General features: G+C 71.9%; 18 protein-coding genes and 1 pseudogene. 11 read left to right on the top strand and 8 right to left on the bottom strand.

Features of this window, described 5'->3' with window-relative positions:
• The first annotated feature begins 17 nt into the window (after nucleotides 1–17).
• From EVJ50_RS05400 to fmt, 8 genes are all read left to right on the top strand, one after another.
• Nucleotides 18–2,333 carry an RNB domain-containing ribonuclease gene (locus tag EVJ50_RS05400; RefSeq protein WP_150882752.1) on the top strand — a complete coding sequence of 772 codons (2,316 nt, stop codon included), beginning with the start codon at nucleotides 18–20 and terminating at the stop codon, nucleotides 2,331–2,333.
• A gap of 27 nt (nucleotides 2,334–2,360) precedes the next feature.
• Entirely contained in the window at nucleotides 2,361–2,996 is a 636-nt protein-coding gene (locus EVJ50_RS05405; RefSeq protein ID WP_150882754.1) for a flavin prenyltransferase UbiX, read from the top strand.
• A 4-nt stretch (nucleotides 2,997–3,000) separates the two neighbouring features.
• On the top strand, nucleotides 3,001–3,543 hold the full coding sequence (locus EVJ50_RS05410; protein ID WP_150882756.1) for a hypothetical protein: 543 nt from the start codon (nucleotides 3,001–3,003) through the stop codon (nucleotides 3,541–3,543).
• An 87-nt stretch (nucleotides 3,544–3,630) separates the two neighbouring features.
• On the top strand, nucleotides 3,631–4,059 hold the full coding sequence (locus EVJ50_RS05415; RefSeq protein WP_150882758.1) for a DUF2996 domain-containing protein: 429 nt from the start codon (nucleotides 3,631–3,633) through the stop codon (nucleotides 4,057–4,059).
• A gap of 99 nt (nucleotides 4,060–4,158) precedes the next feature.
• A complete protein-coding gene (gene acsF, locus EVJ50_RS05420) occupies nucleotides 4,159–5,244 on the top strand; it encodes a magnesium-protoporphyrin IX monomethyl ester (oxidative) cyclase (protein WP_150882760.1) in 1,086 nt (361 codons plus the stop codon).
• 79 nt (nucleotides 5,245–5,323) lie between these two features.
• Nucleotides 5,324–6,766, top strand: coding sequence for a TldD/PmbA family protein (locus tag EVJ50_RS05425; protein WP_370455607.1), 1,443 nt, complete (start codon nucleotides 5,324–5,326; stop codon nucleotides 6,764–6,766).
• A gap of 2 nt (nucleotides 6,767–6,768) precedes the next feature.
• On the top strand, nucleotides 6,769–8,130 hold the full coding sequence (locus EVJ50_RS05430; protein WP_150882761.1) for a TldD/PmbA family protein: 1,362 nt from the start codon (nucleotides 6,769–6,771) through the stop codon (nucleotides 8,128–8,130).
• 20 nt (nucleotides 8,131–8,150) lie between these two features.
• Nucleotides 8,151–9,197, top strand: a complete 1,047-nt coding sequence (gene fmt / locus EVJ50_RS05435; RefSeq protein WP_150882763.1) for a methionyl-tRNA formyltransferase — start codon at nucleotides 8,151–8,153, stop codon at nucleotides 9,195–9,197.
• 19 nt (nucleotides 9,198–9,216) lie between these two features.
• Here fmt and EVJ50_RS05440 read toward each other — a convergent pair whose 3' ends face one another.
• The gene (locus EVJ50_RS05440; RefSeq protein WP_150882765.1) at nucleotides 9,217–9,639 is read right to left on the bottom strand and encodes a DUF1499 domain-containing protein; all 423 of its coding nucleotides are present in this window, start codon (nucleotides 9,637–9,639) and stop codon (nucleotides 9,217–9,219) included.
• 178 nt (nucleotides 9,640–9,817) lie between these two features.
• Entirely contained in the window at nucleotides 9,818–10,177 is a 360-nt protein-coding gene (locus tag EVJ50_RS05445; protein WP_150882767.1) for a DUF6464 family protein, read from the bottom strand.
• A gap of 64 nt (nucleotides 10,178–10,241) precedes the next feature.
• On the opposite strand from EVJ50_RS05445, the gene EVJ50_RS05450 reads away from it, so the two are divergent.
• Nucleotides 10,242–11,042, top strand: a complete 801-nt coding sequence (locus EVJ50_RS05450) for a hypothetical protein (RefSeq protein WP_150882769.1) — start codon at nucleotides 10,242–10,244, stop codon at nucleotides 11,040–11,042.
• Here the strand turns inward: EVJ50_RS05450 and EVJ50_RS05455 are convergent.
• Nucleotides 11,027–11,947 carry a hypothetical protein gene (locus EVJ50_RS05455; RefSeq protein ID WP_150882771.1) on the bottom strand — a complete coding sequence of 307 codons (921 nt, stop codon included), beginning with the start codon at nucleotides 11,945–11,947 and terminating at the stop codon, nucleotides 11,027–11,029. The genes EVJ50_RS05450 and EVJ50_RS05455 overlap by 16 nt on opposite strands.
• On the bottom strand, nucleotides 11,934–12,677 hold the full coding sequence (locus EVJ50_RS05460) for a hypothetical protein (protein WP_150882773.1): 744 nt from the start codon (nucleotides 12,675–12,677) through the stop codon (nucleotides 11,934–11,936). Before EVJ50_RS05460 ends, EVJ50_RS05455 begins: the two co-directional genes overlap by 14 nt.
• A 50-nt stretch (nucleotides 12,678–12,727) precedes the next feature.
• On the opposite strand from EVJ50_RS05460, the gene EVJ50_RS05465 reads away from it, so the two are divergent.
• Complete coding sequence (locus EVJ50_RS05465; protein WP_150882775.1) at nucleotides 12,728–13,429, top strand: tetratricopeptide repeat protein; 702 nt, start codon at nucleotides 12,728–12,730, stop codon at nucleotides 13,427–13,429.
• On the opposite strand, the gene EVJ50_RS05470 is transcribed toward EVJ50_RS05465, so the two are convergent.
• Nucleotides 13,417–15,354, bottom strand: a complete 1,938-nt coding sequence (locus EVJ50_RS05470; protein ID WP_150882777.1) for a glycosyltransferase — start codon at nucleotides 15,352–15,354, stop codon at nucleotides 13,417–13,419. The two genes, EVJ50_RS05465 and EVJ50_RS05470, sit on opposite strands and share 13 nt — an antisense overlap.
• Before the next feature lie 11 nt (nucleotides 15,355–15,365).
• Between EVJ50_RS05470 and EVJ50_RS15260 the strand changes: the two genes are divergently transcribed.
• Nucleotides 15,366–16,622, top strand: a complete 1,257-nt coding sequence (locus tag EVJ50_RS15260) for a glycosyltransferase family 4 protein (protein ID WP_150882779.1) — start codon at nucleotides 15,366–15,368, stop codon at nucleotides 16,620–16,622.
• A gap of 438 nt (nucleotides 16,623–17,060) precedes the next feature.
• Here EVJ50_RS15260 and EVJ50_RS15265 read toward each other — a convergent pair.
• The 3 genes and pseudogenes from EVJ50_RS15265 to EVJ50_RS05490 form a co-directional block, all read right to left on the bottom strand.
• A pseudogene (locus tag EVJ50_RS15265) lies at nucleotides 17,061–17,213 on the bottom strand (hypothetical protein); the annotation flags it as partial.
• Nucleotides 17,206–18,414 carry a glycosyltransferase gene (locus EVJ50_RS05485; RefSeq protein ID WP_150882783.1) on the bottom strand — a complete coding sequence of 403 codons (1,209 nt, stop codon included), beginning with the start codon at nucleotides 18,412–18,414 and terminating at the stop codon, nucleotides 17,206–17,208. The pseudogene EVJ50_RS15265 and the gene EVJ50_RS05485, both read right to left, overlap by 8 nt.
• A gap of 10 nt (nucleotides 18,415–18,424) precedes the next feature.
• Nucleotides 18,425–19,651, bottom strand: a complete 1,227-nt coding sequence (locus EVJ50_RS05490) for an HlyD family secretion protein (protein WP_150882785.1) — start codon at nucleotides 19,649–19,651, stop codon at nucleotides 18,425–18,427.
• Between the last annotated feature and the right edge of the window lie 104 nt (nucleotides 19,652–19,755).

Consider the following 19,755-nt stretch of genomic DNA (forward strand, 5'->3'; position numbering starts at 1 on the left):
GCCCTTCGAACGCCCCGATGACATTCACGGTCGCCGACCTCCTCGACCAGCTTCCAGCGACCGGGTCACTGAGCCTGACCAAGCTGGAGAAAGCCCTGGGGCTCACCAGCAAGTCGGGTCGGCAGCAGCTGGCGACAGCCCTGCAGGCCCTGGAGCGACTGGGACTGGTGGCTCAGGAGGGCAAGGAGGTTGAAAAGCGGGAGGACGACCGCTTCATCCCGGCGAGGCTGCGCTGTTCGAGCAAGGGCTTCTGCTTCGCCCTCAGGGAGGACGAGGGCGATGACATCTACATCCGCGATCAGCACCTCAATCACGCCTGGAACGGCGATCGGGTGCTGGTCACGATCCACAGGGACGGTGGGCGCCGCCGCTCGCCGGAGGGGATCGTGCAGTGCATTCTCGAGCGCCAGTGCGGCAGCGTGCTGGCCCAGGGCCAGCGGCGCGGCGAGGACGCGGTGGCCGTCCCTCTCGACGACCGGCTGCTGACCACCATCGCCCTGGACGGCTCGGACGACAGCGTGCCGGCCGCGCCGGACCCTGACGGATCGGCAGATGGCGCGGTCCTGGAGGTCCGCGTCGATCGCTATCCGATCGGCCAGCATCCGGCCCGCGGCCATGTGGTGCGCCGCCTGAACCCGGAGGAGGGCTCCGCCGCAGACAGCGCCCTGCTGCTGGCCAAGCACAACCTGCATCAACGGCCGGATCCCCCCCGCAGCAGCCTGCGCACCCCGCTGGAGAAGGAGCGGGAGGACCTCACCCACCAGGCGCCCCTCCTGATGGAGGAGTGGCAGGGGACCGATGCTCCGGCCCTGCCCGCCGTGTGGCTGGAGCGGGAGGGCGAGCTGACCCGACTCTGGGTGCATGCGCCCTCGCTGGCCGAGCGGACCGGCTTCGGCGGTGCCCTCGATCAGTGGATGCGCCGCTTCGGGGAGAGCCTCTGCCTCGGGGAGCAATGGAAGACCCTCGCCCCGGCCGCGATGGCGAGCGCAGCACTCTTCACTCCTGGCGAAAGCCAGCTGGCCCTGTCGGTGTGCCTGGAGATCGACGAGAACGGCGATCTGCTCGCTCATCGCTTCTGCCGCAGCCTCATCCGCCCGGCCGCCGCGGTGACCCCCGCCATCCTGGACACGCTCCGGGCCCGGAAACCCGGCTCCCGGGCCGTGCCCGCCGCCCTCAAGCCGATCAAGGCCCAGCTCGATCTGCTGCTCGAGCTGCTGGCACTCAGTGAGCGCCTGCGGCAGCGCCGCCTCGCCGCCGGATCGGTGGATCTCTGCCTGGCGGCCGCCGGCATCGACAGCCTCGGCGACCTGCGGCACCCGTTCCCCGACGGAAGCCATCAGGGCTGGATGCCCGGCGATGGACAGCGCGGCCCCCTGGCTGTTCTGGCGGAGCTGGTGCAGCCGGCCCATGTCGCCCTGGGCCGCCATCTCAGAGACCTCGGCCTGCCGGCCCTCTATGCCGTTCAGGGCCCGCCGCAGGACAACGATCTCAACGATGTCGCGAAGGCGGCCATCGCCCTCGATCTCCCTGTCGAGCTGGATGACGACGGCAACGCCCCGGATGTGTCCAGCCTGGCCGCCATCTTCCGCCAGAGCGACCGGGCCCGGGTGCTCCAGCAGCAGCTGGCGGGGGTCCTGCCGGCGGTGCAGCTGTCGGCCACACCCGGTGAGCACCGGCTGGCCGGCGAGGCCGAGGCCTACGCCCCCTGGTGCGCCGCTGGGCTGCACTACGCCGACCTCTTCAACCAGCACGTGCTGGCGACCCTGTTGAGTGACGGCAAGGACCGCCCATCGGTCCGCCACAAGACCCGCGTGGACCTGGGCCTGTCCAGCAGTCCCGCCGCGATCGACTGGCCGGTGCTCACCCCCAGCCTGCTGACTCCCCTCCAGCAGGCCGTTCAGACCTCGCTGATCCCGCGGCTGAACGCCCGCACCCGCCAGAGCGCCGAGCTGAGCCGTGACCTGATCCAGATGGCTCAGGCCCGTCAGGCCGAGCCGATGGTGGGAACCAGCCAGCCGGGCTTCATCAGCGGCATCCAGAGCTACGGATTCTTCGTGGAGATCCCGCCCAGCCAGTGCGAGGGGCTGGTGCACGTCAGCTCCCTCAAGGACGACTGGTACGAGTACCGCTCACGCCAGAGCCGCCTGGTGGGGCGGAAGAACCGACGCACCTACAAGCTCGGCGATCCCGTCGAGGTGACGGTTGAGAAGGTCGATGTGCTCCGCAACCAGATCGACCTGAGCGTGCCCGGACTGCCGGAGGAGGAGTCGGCGGATCTGGAGCCGGAGCATGGCGAGTCGGCACCACTGCCCGTGGCGCTGACCGACGCCTGAGCCACCGCCGGTTCCCCATCTTTCCCCGTGCGTTCCCAGCCGCAACCCCTGGTTCTCGCCGTCTCCGGAGCCTCGGGCCAGCCCCTGGCGGAGCGAGCCCTGCAGCTGCTGCTGGAGGCGGATCTGACGGTGGATCTGGTGCTCAGCAAGGGCGCCATGCAGGTCTGGCAGGCGGAGCTGGGGGTGCAGGTGCCGGTGGAGCCGGAGCGCCAGGAGCGCTTCTGGCGGGAGCGCACCGGATCGGCGGCCGGCTCCCTGCGCTGCCATCGCTGGAACGATCAGGCGGCGGCCATCGCCAGCGGCAGCTACCGCACCCGGGGCATGGTGATCCTGCCGGCCAGCATGGGCACGGTGGGCCGGATCGCTTCGGGTGTGGCGCTCGATCTGATCGAGCGCTGCGCTGATGTGCACCTGAAGGAGGCCCGGCCCCTGGTGATCGCGCCACGGGAGCTGCCCTGGAACCTGATTCATCTGCGCAATCTCACCGCCCTGGCGGAGGCGGGAGCACGGATCGCGCCACCCATTCCCGCCTGGTACCAGCGACCCCGCAGCCTTGAGGACATGGTGGATTTCCTCGTGATCCGCATCTTCGACAGCCTCGGTCTGGAGCTCGGCCAGCTCGAGCGCTGGCAGGGTCCCCGCCGTGCGGGACCCGGCCGCTGAACCCATGGCCCGCTGGCGCTCGCTGCTGCTGATTCCCGCGCTGCTGCCCCTGCTGGCCGCGCTGCTGATCGGGGCCCTCAACACCTCACCGAACACCCGCCTGCGGTTGCTCACCTGGCAGACACCCGCCTGGCCCCTGGGAGCCTGGGTGGTGCTGGCCTCCGGAGGCGGCAGTCTTCTGGCGGCCGCCGGCCTGCTGCTGGCCGGGCCGTCGGCACCGGCATTCCGGCGCAGCGTCCGTCGTCCGGTTGGCGCCGCTGGCGAGGGCGACTGGCCGCCCCCTCCCGAACCGGAGCGTCGCACCAGCCGCCCCCCGTCCCCGGAGCGCGAGCGGGAGGATGGGGGCGCCTGGCAGGGGCCGGCGAGTGCTCCCGGAGAGCCGCCACCCACGGTGGCGGTGCCCTTCCGCGTGCTGCACAGGGCCCGCTCCTCCGGCGCCGGCGGGTGGGACCGCCCCACTGAGTCCGCCCCACGGCCGCCACGGCCCGCTGCGTCGCCTGAATCCGGCGCCGACGACTGGTCCGATGCCGGCGACGACGACTGGTGATCCCGGCCGGATCCGGCACCAGCGGCGCTGCTGGGCGGCGGGCGCAAGGCATACAGTTTCTGCCACCGACCCCAACCGGACGGCCCTGTGAGCGACGCCCCTTCGACCAAGCCCGCGGCGACGGACAAGCCGAAGGCCAAACCCAAACCGCCCAAGCCCGAGGACAAGCCGTTCGAGCGGTTCATCACTGAGGACTATCTGCCGGCGCTCCGGCAGGAACTCGACCGGCGCGGCGGCGGCGAGGGCCTGAGCCTCGAGTTCGGCGAAGGGCCGATGCCGGTGGTGGGCAGCTCCTGCTGGATGGTGATGGGCGCTCTGGCGGCGGGGGGGCGCTTCTGGCTGTGCTTCACCGAGCCCAGCATCGACTCGGCCAAGACCGTGGCGATCGCCGAGCCGGGCTCCGAGCCCACGCTTCTGGAATCTTTCCTGATCGACGAGAAGCGGATGTCGCTGGCGCTGCTGGTCTCGCGCCTGGCGCAGCGGCTGAACGGCCAGAAATGGCTCGGTCCGAACTGAGGCCAGCCGCTCCGGCGCAGAACTGCAGCGAAGCGTCACATCAGCGTCGCCGCCGGGAACCGGGCCTTACGATTCGGCCACTGCCACAGATGAGCGTCCATGGTGCCTCCCACTGCCACGGCGGCCGAAGCGGTCGGCACTCCGGACGCCCCGCTGACCAAGGATCCGGTCAAGGACACGATCCTGACGCCGCGCTTCTACACGACCGATTTCGACGCCATGGCGGCGATGGATCTCCGGCCGAATGAGGTGGAGCTGGAGGCCATCTGCGAGGAGTTCCGCAAGGATTACAACCGTCATCACTTCGTCCGCGACAGCAGCTTCGATGGCGCGGCCGACACGATGGACCCCGAGACCCGGCGGGTCTTCGTCGAGTTCCTCGAGCAGAGCTGCACCTCCGAGTTCTCCGGCTTCCTGCTCTACAAGGAGCTGAGCCGCCGGATCAAGACCAAGAACCCCCTGCTGGCGGAATGCTTCGCCCACATGGCCCGCGATGAGGCCCGCCATGCCGGCTTCCTCAACAAAGCCATGGCCGACTTCGGCCTGCAGCTGGATCTCGGCTTCCTCACCGCCAACAAGGCTTACACCTACTTCAAGCCCAAGTTCATCTTCTACGCCACCTACCTGTCTGAAAAGATCGGCTACTGGCGCTACATCACCATTTTCCGCCACCTCGAGCAGCACCCCGAGAGCCGCATCTTCCCGATCTTCAATTTCTTCGAGAACTGGTGCCAGGACGAGAATCGACATGGTGATTTCTTCGACGCCCTGATGAAGGCCCAGCCCGATACGGTGCGCGGCCCGATCGCCAGCCTCTGGTGTCGCTTCTTCCTGCTGGCTGTCTTCGCCACCATGTATGTGCGCGATGTGGCGCGCAAGGAGTTCTACGAGGCTCTTGGTCTCGACGCCCGCGACTACGACAAGCTCGTGATCCGCAAGACCAACGAGACCTCGGCCCGCATCTTCCCCGTCGTGCTCAACGTCGACCATCCCGGCTTCTTCGCCGGCCTGGAGCGGCTGGTCGAGCACAACGCCGCCCTCAGCGAGGTGGTGGCCTCCGAAGCCCCTGCGCCGGTGAAACTGCTGCGCAAGCTGCCCCACTGGATCGGCAACGGCCTCCAGATGGCCCGCCTGTTCCTGATGGCTCCGCTGCGCAGCTCGGCCTACCAGCCCGCCGTGCGCTGATTCCTGACAAGCTGTCAGCAGGATTCGTCAGATCGACGCAGCATCCCCGCGTTCCAACGCCCTCTGCCCCTCATCGCCCTTGACCCTGCTCAGCGCACCCGCCCGGCACCTCTCCGAACCCTTCGGTGATGCCTGGCTCCCCTCCCTGGAGGATCTGATCGGTTCCGGTTGCCGGGCCGGTGCCGATCTGGTGGAGATCTTTCTCGAACGCACCGACCGAGTGGGAGTCCTGGCGGAACAGGACCGAGTCACCAGCGTGTCGCCGGGCATCGGCGCCGGTGCCGGCATCCGGGTCTTCCTCGGACAGCGGGACGGCTTCGTCAGCACCAACGACCTGAGCCCCGATGGCCTCCGGCGGGCCCTGGCCACCGCGCTGGACATGCTCGGTCTCGATCTGTCGCTGTCACGCCCCTCCCGCGAAGGCTTCGCGGGCTTCCGCCAACTGGTGGACCACGGGTCCCGCAAAGCCGACTGGCTGGAGCGCTGCCCGGACCTGGCCACCTCCACCGGCCGGCTGCTGGAGGGAACCCACTGCCTCGAGCGAGTGGGGCAGCACCTGCAGGTGCGCCGGGGCAGCTACGCCCGCGACTGGCAGGAGGTGCTGGTGGCCTGCAGCGATGGCACGCTGGCGCGCGACATCCGCCTGCATCAGTCCTGCGGTCTGAGCGTGCTGGCCGCCGATGGCGAGCACCGCTCCAGCGTCGGTCGCCGCTACGGCAGCAGCGACCGGCCGGATGACCTGATCCGCTGGGATGCCGAGGCGAGCGCCGCCGAGGTCTGCGAGAGCGCCGGGGCCATGCTCTACGCCGATTACGTGGAAGCCGGTCAGATGCCGGTGGTGCTGGCCAACCGCTTCGGCGGAGTCATCTTCCACGAGGCCTGCGGCCACCTGCTGGAGACCACCCAGGTGGAGCGGGGCACCACGCCCTTCGCCGACAGGGTGGGCGAGCCGATCGCTCACCCGGCCGTCACCGCCATCGATGAAGGGCTCACCGGCGAAGCCTTCGGCAGCCTCTCGATGGATGACGAGGGCATGGAACCGCAGCGCTCGGTTCTGATCGAGAACGGCGTGCTCAAGCGCTTCCTCAGCGACCGGGCCGGTGAACGCCGCACCGGTCACCCCCGCACCGGCAGCGGCCGCCGCCAGAGCCACAACTTCGCGGCCGCCAGCCGCATGCGCAACACCTACATCGATGCCGGACCCCACAGCCCAGGCGACCTGATCCGATCGGTCGACAATGGTCTGTACTGCAAGTCGATGGGTGGCGGCAGCGTCGGACCCACCGGCCAGTTCAACTTCTCAGTCGAGGAGGGTTATCTGATCGAGAACGGCCGGCTCGGCAAGCCGGTCAAGGGGGCCACCCTGATCGGCGATGCCAAGGAGGTGATGCCCCGGATCTCGATGTGCGCCAACGATCTGGAGCTGGCGGCCGGCTTCTGCGGCTCGGTCAGCGGCAGCGTCTTCGTCACCGTGGGCCAGCCCCACATCAAGGTCGACTCGATCACCGTGGGGGGCCGCTGAGCATGTCCACCCTCCTCAATGGCGATCGCCTGGCCGACACCCTCGGCCGCCTTGCCGCCGGCATGGGCATCCAGCGCTGGGACCTCGGTGCAGGCTGCAGCGAAGACAGCAGCGTTCAGGTCGATCGCGGCGAAGCGAAGCAGCTCAAGGCCTCCCAGCGCAGCTCCATGACCCTGCGGGTGTGGAACAGCGACGGGCTGGTGGGCGTGACCAGCAGCTCCGATCTCAGCGACGACGGACTGGAGCGGGCCCTTCAGGGCGCCCGGGAGGCCAGCGCCTTCGGCAATCCCGACGACACCCCCGCCTTCTCGCCGCTCTGCCGGGCGCCGCTGCCGGAACTCGAGCGGCCGCTGGCCGATCACCTGGGCATCCGCCGCCTCCTCGACAGCCTCAAGGCCAGCGAAGCCGACCTGCTGCAGCGCCATCCGGCGATCGAGACGGTGCCGTACAACGGCCTGGGCGAGAGCCGCAGCGAGCGCCTTTACATCAACAGCGACGGGGCGGTGCGCGAGCAGCGCAGCACCACCGCCAGCCTCTACCTCTATGCCCGCGCCGAGGAGGCCGGACGCAAGCCCCGCAGTGCCGGCGCCGTGCGCCTGGCCCACGGCGCCGGCGATCTGGACCACGCCGGCTGCGTCGCCGAAGCGGCGGAACGCACGATCAGCCACCTGGATTACGCCGCGATCGACACCGGTCGCTATCTGGTGTGCTTCGGGCCGGAGGCCTTCCTCGATCTGATGGGGGCCTTCAGCAGCCTGTTCAATGCCCGGGCCGTTCTCGACGGGGTGAGCCTGACGCGACGCGAGAGCCTGGGCCAGCCCCTGGCGGTGCCCTTCCTCACGATCCGCGACAACGGCCTGCATCCCGCCCATGTCGGCGCCTCCGCCTTCGATGGCGAGGGAACCCCCACCCGCGCCCTGTCCCTGGTGGAGGACGGCCTGCTGACCAACCTGCTCCACTCCGAGGCCACCGCCCGCCAGTTCGGGGTGGCTCCCACCGGCCATGCCGGGCTCGGCGCCAAGGTGTCCGTTGGAGCCGACTGGCTGGAGGTGCTCCCCGCCTCGCCCGAGCGACGCGGCGACACCGGACTGAGCCGCGGCATGAGCGACACCTTCGTCTGGATCGACTCCCTCTCGGCCCTTCACGCCGGCGTGAAGGCCAGCCAGGGGTCCTTCTCCCTCCCCTTCGACGGCTGGCTCGTCCGCGGAGGAGAGCGGCGCTCGATCGAGGCTGCGACCGTGGCCGGTGACATCCGCAGCGTGCTCAACGCGATCGTGGCCCTGGAGGGCGAGCCCGAGATCCTGCCCGGTGGCCGCTGTCCGCACGTGTGGGTGGAGGGGCTCTCCATCACCGGCGAAGCCTGAGGGTCTGCGGCACCCGGCCCATGCGCATCCTGTTCTGGGGCACTCCCGCCTATGCGGTGCCCACCCTGGAGGCGCTGCTGGCGGCCGGCCACACCGTGGTCGGCGTGGTGAGTCAACCCGACCGCCGCCGCGGCCGCGGCTCCTCCCTGGCCGCCTCCCCGGTGAAGACGGCGGCCCTCGAGCGGGGCCTGCCGGTGTTCACGCCGCAGCGCATCTCCCGTGACGCCGCCTGTCAGCAGCAGCTGGCCGCGCTCAACGCCGAAGCCTTCGTGGTGGTCGCCTTCGGCCAGCTGCTGCCGCCGTCGGTGCTGGCGATGCCGCCCCTGGGCTGCTGGAACGGCCACGGCTCCCTGCTGCCCCGCTGGCGCGGGGCGGCCCCGATCCAGTGGAGCCTGCTGAGCGGCGACCAGGAAACCGGCGTGGGGGTGATGGCCATGGACCCCGGCCTCGACACGGGGCCGGTGCTGCTGGAGCGGCGTCTGTCCATCGGCCTGCTGGACAATGCCAGCCATCTGCGCGAGCGGCTCAGCCAGCTCACGGCGGAGCTGATGGTGGAGGCCATGCCTCTGATCAGCACCGCCGGAAGCGGCAGCGAGGCGGAGCGGCGGGCCCGGCTTGGGGTGCGCCATCAGGACGACGCCCTGGCCACCAAGGCGCGGTTGCTGACGAAGGAGGATTCCCGCATCGACTGGCAGGAGCCGGCACTGGTCCTGCATCGGCGCGTGATGGCGCTGCACCCCGGCGCCTGGACCCTCTGCAGTGGGCGACGCCTGAAGCTGCTGGCGAGCGAGCCGCTGCTGCCGGAGGCGCTGGGTGCCCTCAGCCCCGAGGCCGCCGCGCTGGTGAACGACGCCTCCTCATCAGGGCGGGATCCGGCCGGAGCGGCGCTGGGCGGCGTGCCCGGAACCGTGGAGCAGCTGCTGCCCGCACTCGGCCCGGTGGTGCGCACCGGCGCCGGACGGGTGCTGCTCCGGGAGGCCCAGCTGGAGGGGAAGCGGCCGGCCTCCGGCGCCACCCTGATCCAGCAGCTGAAGCTGGCATCGGGAGACCAGCTCGGCGGCGACTGAGATCGCCGCAGCGGTGTGCTCAGCCCTCGGGCGCGGGCTGCAGGGGCAGAGCCGCCGCCAGAGCCTCCAGCCGACGGGCGTTCACACCCAGATCCGAGTCGCCGAGGCGGGATTCCGAGCGGGCGTCGATCACGCCTTCGGCAGGACGGGCCAGCAGCTCGAGATCATCCACAAACCCGAAGAGGCGGCTCTCGCTGGTGGCATGCACATAGCCATCCTGCTGCTCCCGAACGATGGTGCCGGGCAGGCCGGCAGCGACGGCCGCCAGCTGCCGGACGCCGGCCTCCGGATCGGCCACCGGCCAGCGGCGCGTGGCGCAGTGGGCCGGGCCGGGGCACGGGCGCAGCTCTCCCCGGACGGGTCCGAGCGTCTCGGGCTCAGGGCCGCTGATGTGCAGCAGAGAGGCCCCGGCCGAGGCGATCCTCCCGGGCGGTAGCGGCATAACAACACCCAGAAGCAGCAGCCCCAGGCACAGCGGAACGCTCCAGGAGCGCAGCCGATGGAGCGCCGAATCCCACCACAGGGATGAGGGCCTCAGCGGCCGGGATGGTCGTGGATCCACGCTGCGGTCCGGCCCGGCCGGGAGTCACTGGCCGGAACCCTAGGCAGCCCGATCGCCCTCACCCGGCCTGGGCTCCCCGCTCGCTGTGGTGGGCGCAGCTGCTGCAGGGTCCCTCGGGCAGTACGGCGCAGCGCAGCAGGGGGGAGCGTGCGTTGTAGCGGCAGGCGGGATCGCCGATCACCCAGCGGCCCTGCCACCACTGCGCATCGGCCGGCTGCTTCTGGGGCCGCACCTGCAGCGCGATGCTGGCGAGCACGTAGCGGCCCCGGCGCAGCCCGTAGCGGTGACGCCGCTGCAGGATCAGGTAGGGCCGTCCCCGGTGCTCCCACCAGCGGCCGGGGTGGGGGATCTCCTCGAGCACCAGGCGATCCAGCAGGGCATCGCTGCCGGCCAGACGCAGTTCCACGGGGGTGGGCATCGGGCTCGGCGCGGCGCCTCACACTGGCAGGCTGAAGCCAGCCCCGCCGATCCGGATCCCAACCATGGCCGAAGCGGACGCCAGCCCCGGGCCGCTGCGCTGCGAGCTGGTGCACTGCAGCGAGGGCTGCCGGATCGTGATGGTCAGCCTCTGGACGGACGGTGCATGCCTGGCCAGTGCCCTGGGCGAGGCGCCCGAGGCGGAGGAGGCGGAGGACCGGGCGGTGGCCCGTCTGCTACAGCGCCTCAGGGAACCCTCTCCGTCCCGGGGCCGAACCGCCGATGGGCACAGGCTGGCCCCGGCTGCGGACGTCCACCCGGAGGTCCCTGAGCCCATCCCGACCCCACACGCCAACTCGCCCGAACCGCCAGCACTGGCGGCACCTGCCGCACCGCCGACGCCAGCAGCACCCCCAACGGCTCCGGCGCAGCACGAGCCCGATCCGGACCCCGAGGACTGGAGCGAGGAGCTGACCGCCATCGATCTCGAGCTGAGGCGTCTGGAGTGGGGCCGGGAGCAGGAGAACACCTACCTGGAGCGGGCCCTCGGCTGCAGCAGTCGCAGCCGCATCACCCGCTACGCGGATCTCTGCGGCTACCTCAAGGCCCTGCGGAGACTGGAGACCGGAGAGGATCCCTCCGGTGCGGGAGTGCCGCTGCAGCGGCGGGAGCTGCTCCGGCAGAGCGACGAGCTGCTCGGACGCCTGGGCTGGTCAGCCCGGCAGGGCCGGGCCTGGCTGGAGGAGCGATTCGGCCGGCAGAGCCGCCAGCAGCTCGGTGAGGACCAGCTCCTGGCCTTCAACATGAGTCTCGAGGAGGAGTGGATGCGGATGCAGGCGGAGAGCGGGAGTCACGCAAACGGATGACCGCCCACCGCCCCTGGGGTGACGCTCAGGTTGAGGGCGCGGCAGAGCTGCTCAAGGCGGTCCCGGGCCCGGGGCCGGGGCCGCTGTTCGGTGGCGGTGGCTTCTGAGCCGTGCTCGAGCCCGTGCACGGTCCAGGCCCACTGCAGCACCTCGCTCACGAGGAACGGAAACGATGCGGCACCGCACTGGCGGAGCAGCCCGAGCCGGCGCACGGCCGTGGCCAGCTCCCGGCGCAGGCTCAGCATCACCCAGGCGGGCAGTGCTGCGGCCTCGGGACACCGCTCCAGGTGCCGGCGCCAGGGCTCCCCCCCGCGCAGACGCTCGAGTTGCTGCGCCGCAGCGAAGAGAATCCGGGCCTGACTCCAGAAGGGATCGGGCTGGGCCTCCGTCGGCAGGCGCAGGGTCACCGCCAGGAGCCGGATCAAGATCTGATGGGCCGCCACCGCATCGGCCGCCGACACGAGTCCGACCATCCAGCGGAGGCGCTCCTGCTCCGCCTGAAGGGCATCGCCCGCGTGCCCATCGAGCGGCTCCAGGGAGGTAAGGTACTGCCGGCTGAGCCACGCCGCCAACACCTGGTTCCGCTGCCGCTCCTCCACCAGCGCGCAGCCCAGGCGCCGCTCGATCGTGCGTGTGTGTGCCAGCAGGCCCCGGTGCTCGCCGGCGGCATCCCTCCACTGACCCTCCGCGCCACGACGCCGGCAGAGCGACCGCCGATCGGCCAGGGCCTCAAGGTCCAGGCTGTGGCGCAGGCCCTCGCGATCCGCACCCTCGGGCAGCGCAGCCACCCGGGCCGTGAGCCAGAGGCGGGCGACGCGACGGGCCGACGCGGGAAGCGGCATCGCGGCGAGCTGGGCCTGAAGCGCCAGCAGATCCGCCGGATCGCCGGGGTCAGAGACGGCCATCTCCCTCCAGACGGCGACGGGCGTGATCCAGCAGGGGAGGAATGCGGCGGGAGAGGGCCAGACAGCGCTCATGCTCTTCCGCGAAGACCTCAAGCTCCTCCTCGAGGCGGCGATTCAAGCGGCGCACCGACTCCAGTTCCAGGCGGAGCCGATCGCTGGTCTCACGGAGGTTGTCCAGCTCCTCCTCCCGGGCAACGCCGGCCCGCTGCTGCTGCTGCTGCGCCCGGAGAATCGCCTCGTAGTCGGCGAGGCCGGGGGCAGCAGGTGGCTCAGGCGGCAGATCCAGCTCCCGGCGGCGGAGCTCCTCCAGCGCCTCCCAGGCCTCGGCGAGATCGGATCGACTCAGGGCGGTGGCCGCGATCAGATCCACCAGGTGACTGGAGGGAGCATCCGGCGGAGCGAGCATCGGCAGGTACTCGGGCAGCTCGCGATGGAGACGCTCCTGCTGGCCGGAGGGGATCTGGGCCACGTTCACCAGCGACACCCGCTCGCTCCAGAGGGACTTCAGCCGCGCGGCCCGATGGAGATCCTCCAGCCAGCCCCCGATCGAGGCCCGCCGCGCCGTGAGGACCTCGATCGCCCGCTGGGGTGGGGCATAGAGGATCCAGATCGGCGCGGCAGGACCGTGCTCCAGCAGCTCGTGCAGGGCCGGAAGCCCGGCCGGTCGATCCCAGGGCAGACCGGATCCGGCCAGGCCGTAGAGGCCGATCGGGGGGGGGGCAGACTCCATCAGCCCCCCCCGGACTGGGATCGACGGGGCCGCATCGCTAGGGTTCGCCCATGCGGAAGGACACGCTGCTGGAGGCGATCAGGCGCTTCCCGGATGACGTGAGCATGCTGCAGCGTCTCGGTTCGCCGCTGGAGGCCGAGGGCAACTGGGATGAGATTCGCAGCATCTTCCAGGACCATCTCAAGCGCGTCAGCCGACATTCGCTGGCCGAAGCGTACGTAACGTATCTGCTGGCCAAGGTCTGTCTGGAAGCGGGGGAACACCGCCAGGCGCTGACCCTGAGCAGCCGTTCCCTGCGCAGCCGCGAGGACTTCGCCTACACCCACCACATCCGCGGCCGCAGCCTGGCCGCTCTGGGGCAGATGGAGGAGGCGATGCAGGCCCAGCGGCGCTGTCTGGAGCTGGCTCCCGACTTCGCCTGGGGCTGGTACGAGCTGGGCCGGCTGCAGGCGCGCGATGTGGGCTTCCGTGAGGCCACCGGCTCATTCCGCACCGCCATCGAACTGGAGTCCGCCCGGGGAGGGTCCCAGGCCGAGCTGTTCCGGAGCGCCCTGGCCGACCTCCGGAGCAGCCTCGAGCGGGAGGAGCGGCACGCGGCCTGCCGGCGGCTCTGGCCGGATCGCGATCCGACCGACTTCGATGCGGCGCGCTCCTCGCTGACGGAGCTCGAGATCGCCGTGGAACGCTTCCAGCTCATGCTCGAGCGCACCGCCGCGCCCGCCGATCTGAACCCGGGGGCTCAGAGCCAGTGAGGGTGGCTGAACTCCCGCGGCCGCCCGTCACAGAAGCCACGGCCTGAGGCTTCCGGCCACCAGGGATGACGACGCGCCAGTTCGGCGGGGAAGCGCCGCTGCAGCGTCGCCAGGGCCTGCTGCACCTCCCGGGGCCGGGCCGGACCCCGGCTCGACGTCTCCCGGTGCTGCAGGGTGGCGTGTGGGGTCACCACCACCCGGTAGCCGCGGCGCTGCAGGGCCAGGCCGTAGGCCACATCGTTGCCCTCCAGGGGGAGGGATTCATCGAATCCACCCAGGCTGAGGAACAGCTCCCGGCGGGTCATCAGGCAGGCGCCTGTCACGGCGGGCCAGGTGGTGAGCAGGCGTGAGCGACCCCGGTGGACCTCGTGATCGACGGGCAGATCGCGGTAGGCATGCAGCGCGATCGGATCGGCCAGGGGGCTGGCGAGCCCCGTCTGCATGCCGCTGTGCTGGATCCGGCCCGAGGCCTGCAGCAGCAACGCCCCCACGGCACCGATGGCGGGCCGGCCGGCCAGGCCCGCCATCTCCTGCAGCCAGGCTCCAGCCGGTGCGGCGCGGAGCCGGCCGGTCGCCGCGGGAGGCTGATGCACGTCGTTGTTGAGGAAGAGCAGCAGGGGCTCCCGGAGCCGGCGGGCGGCGGTGTTGTTGAGGCGGCTCCAGTTGAAGGGGGCATCCAGGCGATGCACGGCGAGCCGGAAGCCCGGCCGCTCCCGCCAGCTGGCCAGCAGCGCCGCGGTGGCCTGCAGCCGGGAGCCGTTGTCGATCACCAGCACCTCGAACGGCGGTGCCTGTCCGCAGCAGCGGCGCAGCGTGTCGAGGCAGCGGGCCAGCAGATCCGGACGATCCCGGGTGGGAACCACCACCCCGATGGGCCCCGGCGCCGGGCGCCACTGGAGCTGAAATCCCTCGGGGTGCATCGGGCTGGGACGCACCGCCGCGATCGGCTCGTTCAGGCCGCGCAGGTGCGCGCCGATCACCCGGGCCCGCTCACGGCGCTCAGGCGCAGGGCCGCGGCGATGCACCAGCACCCGCGAGAGGCTGAGGCCGCCCTGTGAGCGGCTGCTGGCCCGCAGCAGCCAGGCCAGCCGGGCCGCGGCATCGGAGGCGGGCGGTGGCGGCCAGAGGTCGTGGCGGCGCAGCCAGTCGATCCGCCAGACGCTGAAGCTCTCCAGCCAGGGAAGGCTCCAGAAGGTTTCCGGCGTCCAGCCGGGCTTGAACCAGGGATCGTGCCGACGCCCCCGGGCGGAGAGCCGGTCTTCGTCGCAGCTGAGCCAGGGCGGCGGCTCGCTGCCCGCCGCCTGCGCCGCGGCCTCCGCCTGCTGCAGAGCGGCATTGATCAGGCCGATCGCCCCGGGCCGCAGCACCGCATCGGGCGCCTGCAGCAACAGCCAGCCGGGCCGCAGCCGTTCGGGCTGCAGACCCTGCGGCGCAGGCAGAGGGGGCTCGAGCCGGGCGATCCACCAGGCGTAGGAACGGTCGGTGAGCCCGTGGCGCAGCTCCTCACCACCGAGGGCCGCCTTGCCCTCCATGGCCGCCTGCAGGCGGCCGATCCAGGCCTCGGCCGGCAGGCGCCGGCGGGCCTGGGCGTAGGCGCCGGCGGCCTCCCGCCAGGAGCCGCGGGCCTGGAGCAGCTCGCCGCAGCGGAAGGCGTTCCAACCGATCGAGGGATCCACACGCAGGCTCTCCCGCTGCAGGGCCAGCGCCTGCTCGGGTCGGCCCTGCCGGGCCCGGATCACGCCCAGCAGATGCAGCGCGGCTCCGTGGGCGGGGTCCTCGCAGAGGCAGCGCCAGAGCAGGGCTTCCGCCGCGGCGGCATCGCCCGCCTCATCGGCCCGCCGGCCTGCCGCGAAGAGTGAGCCGGGGTCCGCCACGGGCTGCACCAGGGTGCCGCGCGTAGCTTGCCCGCTGGAGCGGATGGACACCACAACGCACCATGCCGCCACTCACGGTCGCCGTCTGGGGTCATCTGGCGGGGGGCTTCGGTCTCGGTGAGGGAGCGCGCTGCACGATCCGGGCGCTGGAGGCCGCCGGCCTGCGGGTGATCCGCCGCGATCTGCCGCTGGCCACCCACAACCACCATGGGGCCGGCGGGGGCCCTTCCCCGGAAGCGGGCGGGGCCCCGGAGGAAGCAGCGGCCGCCATCGATCTGATCCACACCAACCCCAACGTGCTGCGCCAGACGCAGGGGCTGAAGCAGGCCCTGCGGGCCCGGGCGCCGCTGCGCATCGGCTACTGGGCCTGGGAGCTGGAGGATTTCCCCTTCGGCTGGGAGCGCGACTGCGCCGATTATGACCAGATCTGGTGCCCCAGCCCCCACACCGCCACGGCCCTCTCCCGGCGGCTGCCGATGCCGGTAGCGGTGGTGCCCCACCTGATCGACTGGCCGCGGGCGGAGCGGATCCGGCAGGCACGGCTCGAGCGCCGCCGGCAGGAGCCCACCGGCAGCAGCGGGCCCTTCACGGTGCTGGCCAGCTGCGATTTCTGGAGCACCGAGGCCCGCAAGAACCCGCACGGCGCGCTCGATGCCTTCCAACTCGCCTTCCCGCCGGAGGAGGGAGACGCCGGGGTGCGCTGCGTGCTCAAGCTCACCAGTGCGGGCCAGTTTCCGGCGGAAACCGAGGCGCTGCAGCGGCGCAGCGCCGCCGATCCGCGCATCACCGTGCTGGCGGAGCACCTGAGCGAGACGGCCTTCGATGCCCTCTACAGCGGCGCCGATGCGCTGATCAGCCTGCACCGGGCCGAAGGCTTCGGGCTGACGCTCGCCGAAGCGATGGCGGCCGAGCTGCCGGTGGTGGCCACCGCCTACTCCGGAAACCTGCTGTTCATGCCGGAGGGTTCCGCGGCGCTGGTGCCCTTCCGGCGGGTGGTGCTGAGCCGCAGCCACGCCGATTACCGGGCCGGCATGCACTGGGCCGAGCCCGATGCGGCCGCCGCCGGCCTGGCCCTGCAACGGCTCCGCAACGACCCGGCAGCCCGGCAGCGCCTCGGGGAGGCCGGGCGGCAGGCGGTGGCGGAGGTGCTGGGTCGCGAACCGGTGGCCGCCCGGGTGCGGGAGCAGATCGGCTCACTGCTGCGCTGGGGCGGGCGGCGGGAGCTGCTGGCCCGGCTCCGGCCCGAGGAGCCCCTGGCCCGGCTCAACCAGCCCCTGGAGCCGCTCGCGCAGGGCCCGGGCCCAGGACGGCCCGCATGAGGGCAGGTGCTGCAGCGCCTCGTCCAGATCGAGCGCCAGCACCAGGTGATGCATGGCGTCGGCCTGCACGGCCGCATCCGCCAGCCCCTGGCGGAGCAGCCAGTCGATCAGCTCGGAGCCCTGCACCCGCAGGGCCGCCTGGCAGGCGCCGCTGAGGATCTGGGCCCGGCGGCCCGGCTCCGTGGCGGTGGCGAGGAGGGCCTGGAGGCGCTCGATCGCCTCGGCGGGCCGCCGATCGAAGAGCACCTCCATCGCGTTGCGCACCGTGAGCGGGCTGTCGCTGCCTTGGCGGAGGGCGGCCTCGTACCCCTGCAGGGCCCCGGTGGGATCGTGCAGGGCGCGCCGCACATCGCCGAGCTTGTGCCAGGTCCAGAAGCTGGTGGAGCCCGCATCCAGGGCGTGCCGGAGGGTGGCTTCCGCCTCCCGGAAGCGGCCCTGCATGAAGCAGGCGTAGCCGAGCAGATCGAGCAGTTCGGGCCGCTCGGGTGCCGTCTGCAGCAGCCGCCGCAGGCCGCCTTCCGCCACGGGCCAGTCGCCGGCCTCGAGGGCGGCGAGGATCACCGAACGCCAGGAGCGGTCCGCCTCAGCCATGGGGATTGGGCGCGGCCAACGACCGCAGCAGGGCGAGCTGACGCTCCACAGCCTCCGCCACGCCGTAGCGCGCGGCCACCGTGCGCCGGGCCGCCAGCCGCAGGGGCTGCAGCGGGGCGGGCTGCTGCAGGGCGCCGCTGATGGCCGCCAGGGTGGCGCCTGGATCACCGGCCGGCACCAGCAGGCCGTTGCGGCCGTGCTCGATCACCTCCTCGGTGGCGGGGGTGCGGCCGGCCAGCACCAGGGCGCCGCAGCTCATCGCCTCCAGCAGGCTCCAGCTGAGCACGTAGGGCCGGCTGAGGTAGCAGTGCACGCTGCTGATACGGAACAGGTTGAGCAGCTGGTCGTGGGGCAGATGGCCCACCAGGTGCAGCCGCGGCCAGGGCAGGGGCCTGGGCAGGGCCTGCAGGGCGTGGCGCAGCCAGCTGCCGCCGCCGGGGGGCGGGGAGCCGTAGAGCGATTCCTCGCGGCCGGCGATCACCACCTGCAGCTCGGGGAAGGCGGCCATCAGCTCCGGCAGCAGCGCCACGAAGCGATCGATGCCGCGGGTGTGCTCCAGGCTGCGGGCCGCGAAGCTGAGCACGGGCTGCGCGGCACTGAGGCGGCCACCATCGGGCAGGGTGAGAACGGCGAAGGGATCGGGCGCGCAGCGGTCGGTGTCGATCCCTTCGTGGATCACGTGCAGCCGGGGCCGGAGCCAGGCCGGGTAGGTGGCCTGCTGAAAGGCGGTGGCGGTGAGGCCGGCGGCCATGCGGCGGCTGGCCAGGGTCTCGGCCCACTGCAGCAGCTGGCGGGAGCCGATGCTCGCCCGATCCCCGCCGCGGAGGGCGAGCCCGGCCAGATCGAGCTCCATCACCGCCAGCAGAGGCACCGCAGGGAACACATCATCAAGCAGCAGCACATCGCCCCAGAAGGGGTGAGCCAGCACCACATCGGGCTGCCAGCCGCCGGCGGCGAGCGCGGCGAAGCAGCGGCGGGCGCGGCGGGCCTGGCGCAGCTGGGCCTGCAGGGGCTCGCGCGCGAAGCTGGCCCGCAACTCGAGGGCCGGCTGGCCGCCGGTGGCGAGGTAGCGCAGCCCGGGCGTGGCCTCCGGCCGGGCCCGGGCGCCCACAGCGGCCACCTCGTCGCCACGGCGCAGAAGTTCCGCCAGCAGATGGCGGAACTGGGCGGGGAAGTTCTGGTGAACCAGGAGAACCCGCAAGGGGGATCACTCAGCGGATCGTGCGCACCGCCCGGGCGCCACCGGTGAAGCGGCTGAACCAGAGCTCCATCAGGCTGGCCTTGTCGAGGCGGAGGTTGGCCACCACGGCCATGCCGGCCTGCAGCTCGTAGCGCTGGTCATCGGCCTCCAGGTACTGGCGGGCGAGAGCCAGGTTCACCGGGAAGCGGGAGTACTGGTATTCCTGATCGGGCGGGAGGGCATCGGTGCCGATGGTGGTCACGGTGCCCTCCAGCCAGCCGTAGGTGTCGCGCCGGTAGGCGGGGAACTCCAGCTCGGCATCCTGGCCGGGCCGCACGAAGGCCAGGTCCTGATCGGGCACGTAGACCGTGGCCTGAAGGTTGTCGGTGGGCACCAGCTTGAGCAGGGGCTCGGTGGCCGGGGCCAGCAGGCCGGTCTTGGCCTCCAGGTCAAGGATGGTGCCCTCCACCGGGGCCCGCAGCACGATCTCGCGCAGACGCTGATCGGTGGCCACCTGCTCGGCCGAGTTGCCGGCCATGGCGGCGGAGAGTTCGGCCTGGCGCTGCGCGGATTCCGCCTCGAGACGGGTGATGCGGGCCTGGGTTTCGCTGATCCGGGCCAGCAGCTGGGCGCGGCTCTTCTCGGTGTCGAGCACGGCCAGCTGACCGTAGCCACCCTCCTCGGCGAGGGGGCGCAGCTGGGCGAGCTGCTCCTCGGTGAGCGCCAGCTGCTGGCGGTCGCCCACCAGCTTGGAGCGCTCCTCCTGCAGGGAGGCCGCCACCCGGTCCACCTCGGCGCGGGAGTTGCGCACCAGATCCTCGGCCTGCTGGAGCAGGGAGCTCTGACGGGCCTGCAGCACGCGCGTGTCGAGCACCACCAGCACCTGGCCCTCCTCCACGGTGTCGCCTTCTCCCACCAGCACCCGCCGCACCACGCCCTGTTCGGGCGGTGCGATCTCCTGGGTGGAGCGCTGCGGCTGCAGGCGCCCGGCCACCGGCACCACCCGGTCCACGCGGATCAGGGCGGCGGCGCCCACCAGCACCAGCACCAGAAAGGAGAGGCTGCCGCCCACGGCGAGCGGAATCCAGGGCGCCCCACGGCTCTCCACCCGCAGATCCTCGGCGAAGGCCCGCGGGTTCGAACCGCCGGAGCCGCGCAGGGGCTGGGCCGGGATGGGCTCGGCGGCCTTCGCCCGGCCGGTGGAGGCCGCCGAGCCTCCGAAGCGCAGCTTGTTCAGCCTGTGGAGTCCTAAGGGCATGGTGTGGGTTCCTCGGCAGGCGTCGCAGCGGGGCTCAGGGCCGGTTGATTGCGCTGGAGCCTAAGCAGCACGGCCTGATCCGGTCAGCCGGGCGGCCTCCCGGC

It is taken from the genome of Synechococcus sp. RSCCF101, from assembly GCF_008807075.1.
Classification (GTDB): Bacteria; Cyanobacteriota; Cyanobacteriia; order PCC-6307; family Cyanobiaceae; genus RSCCF101.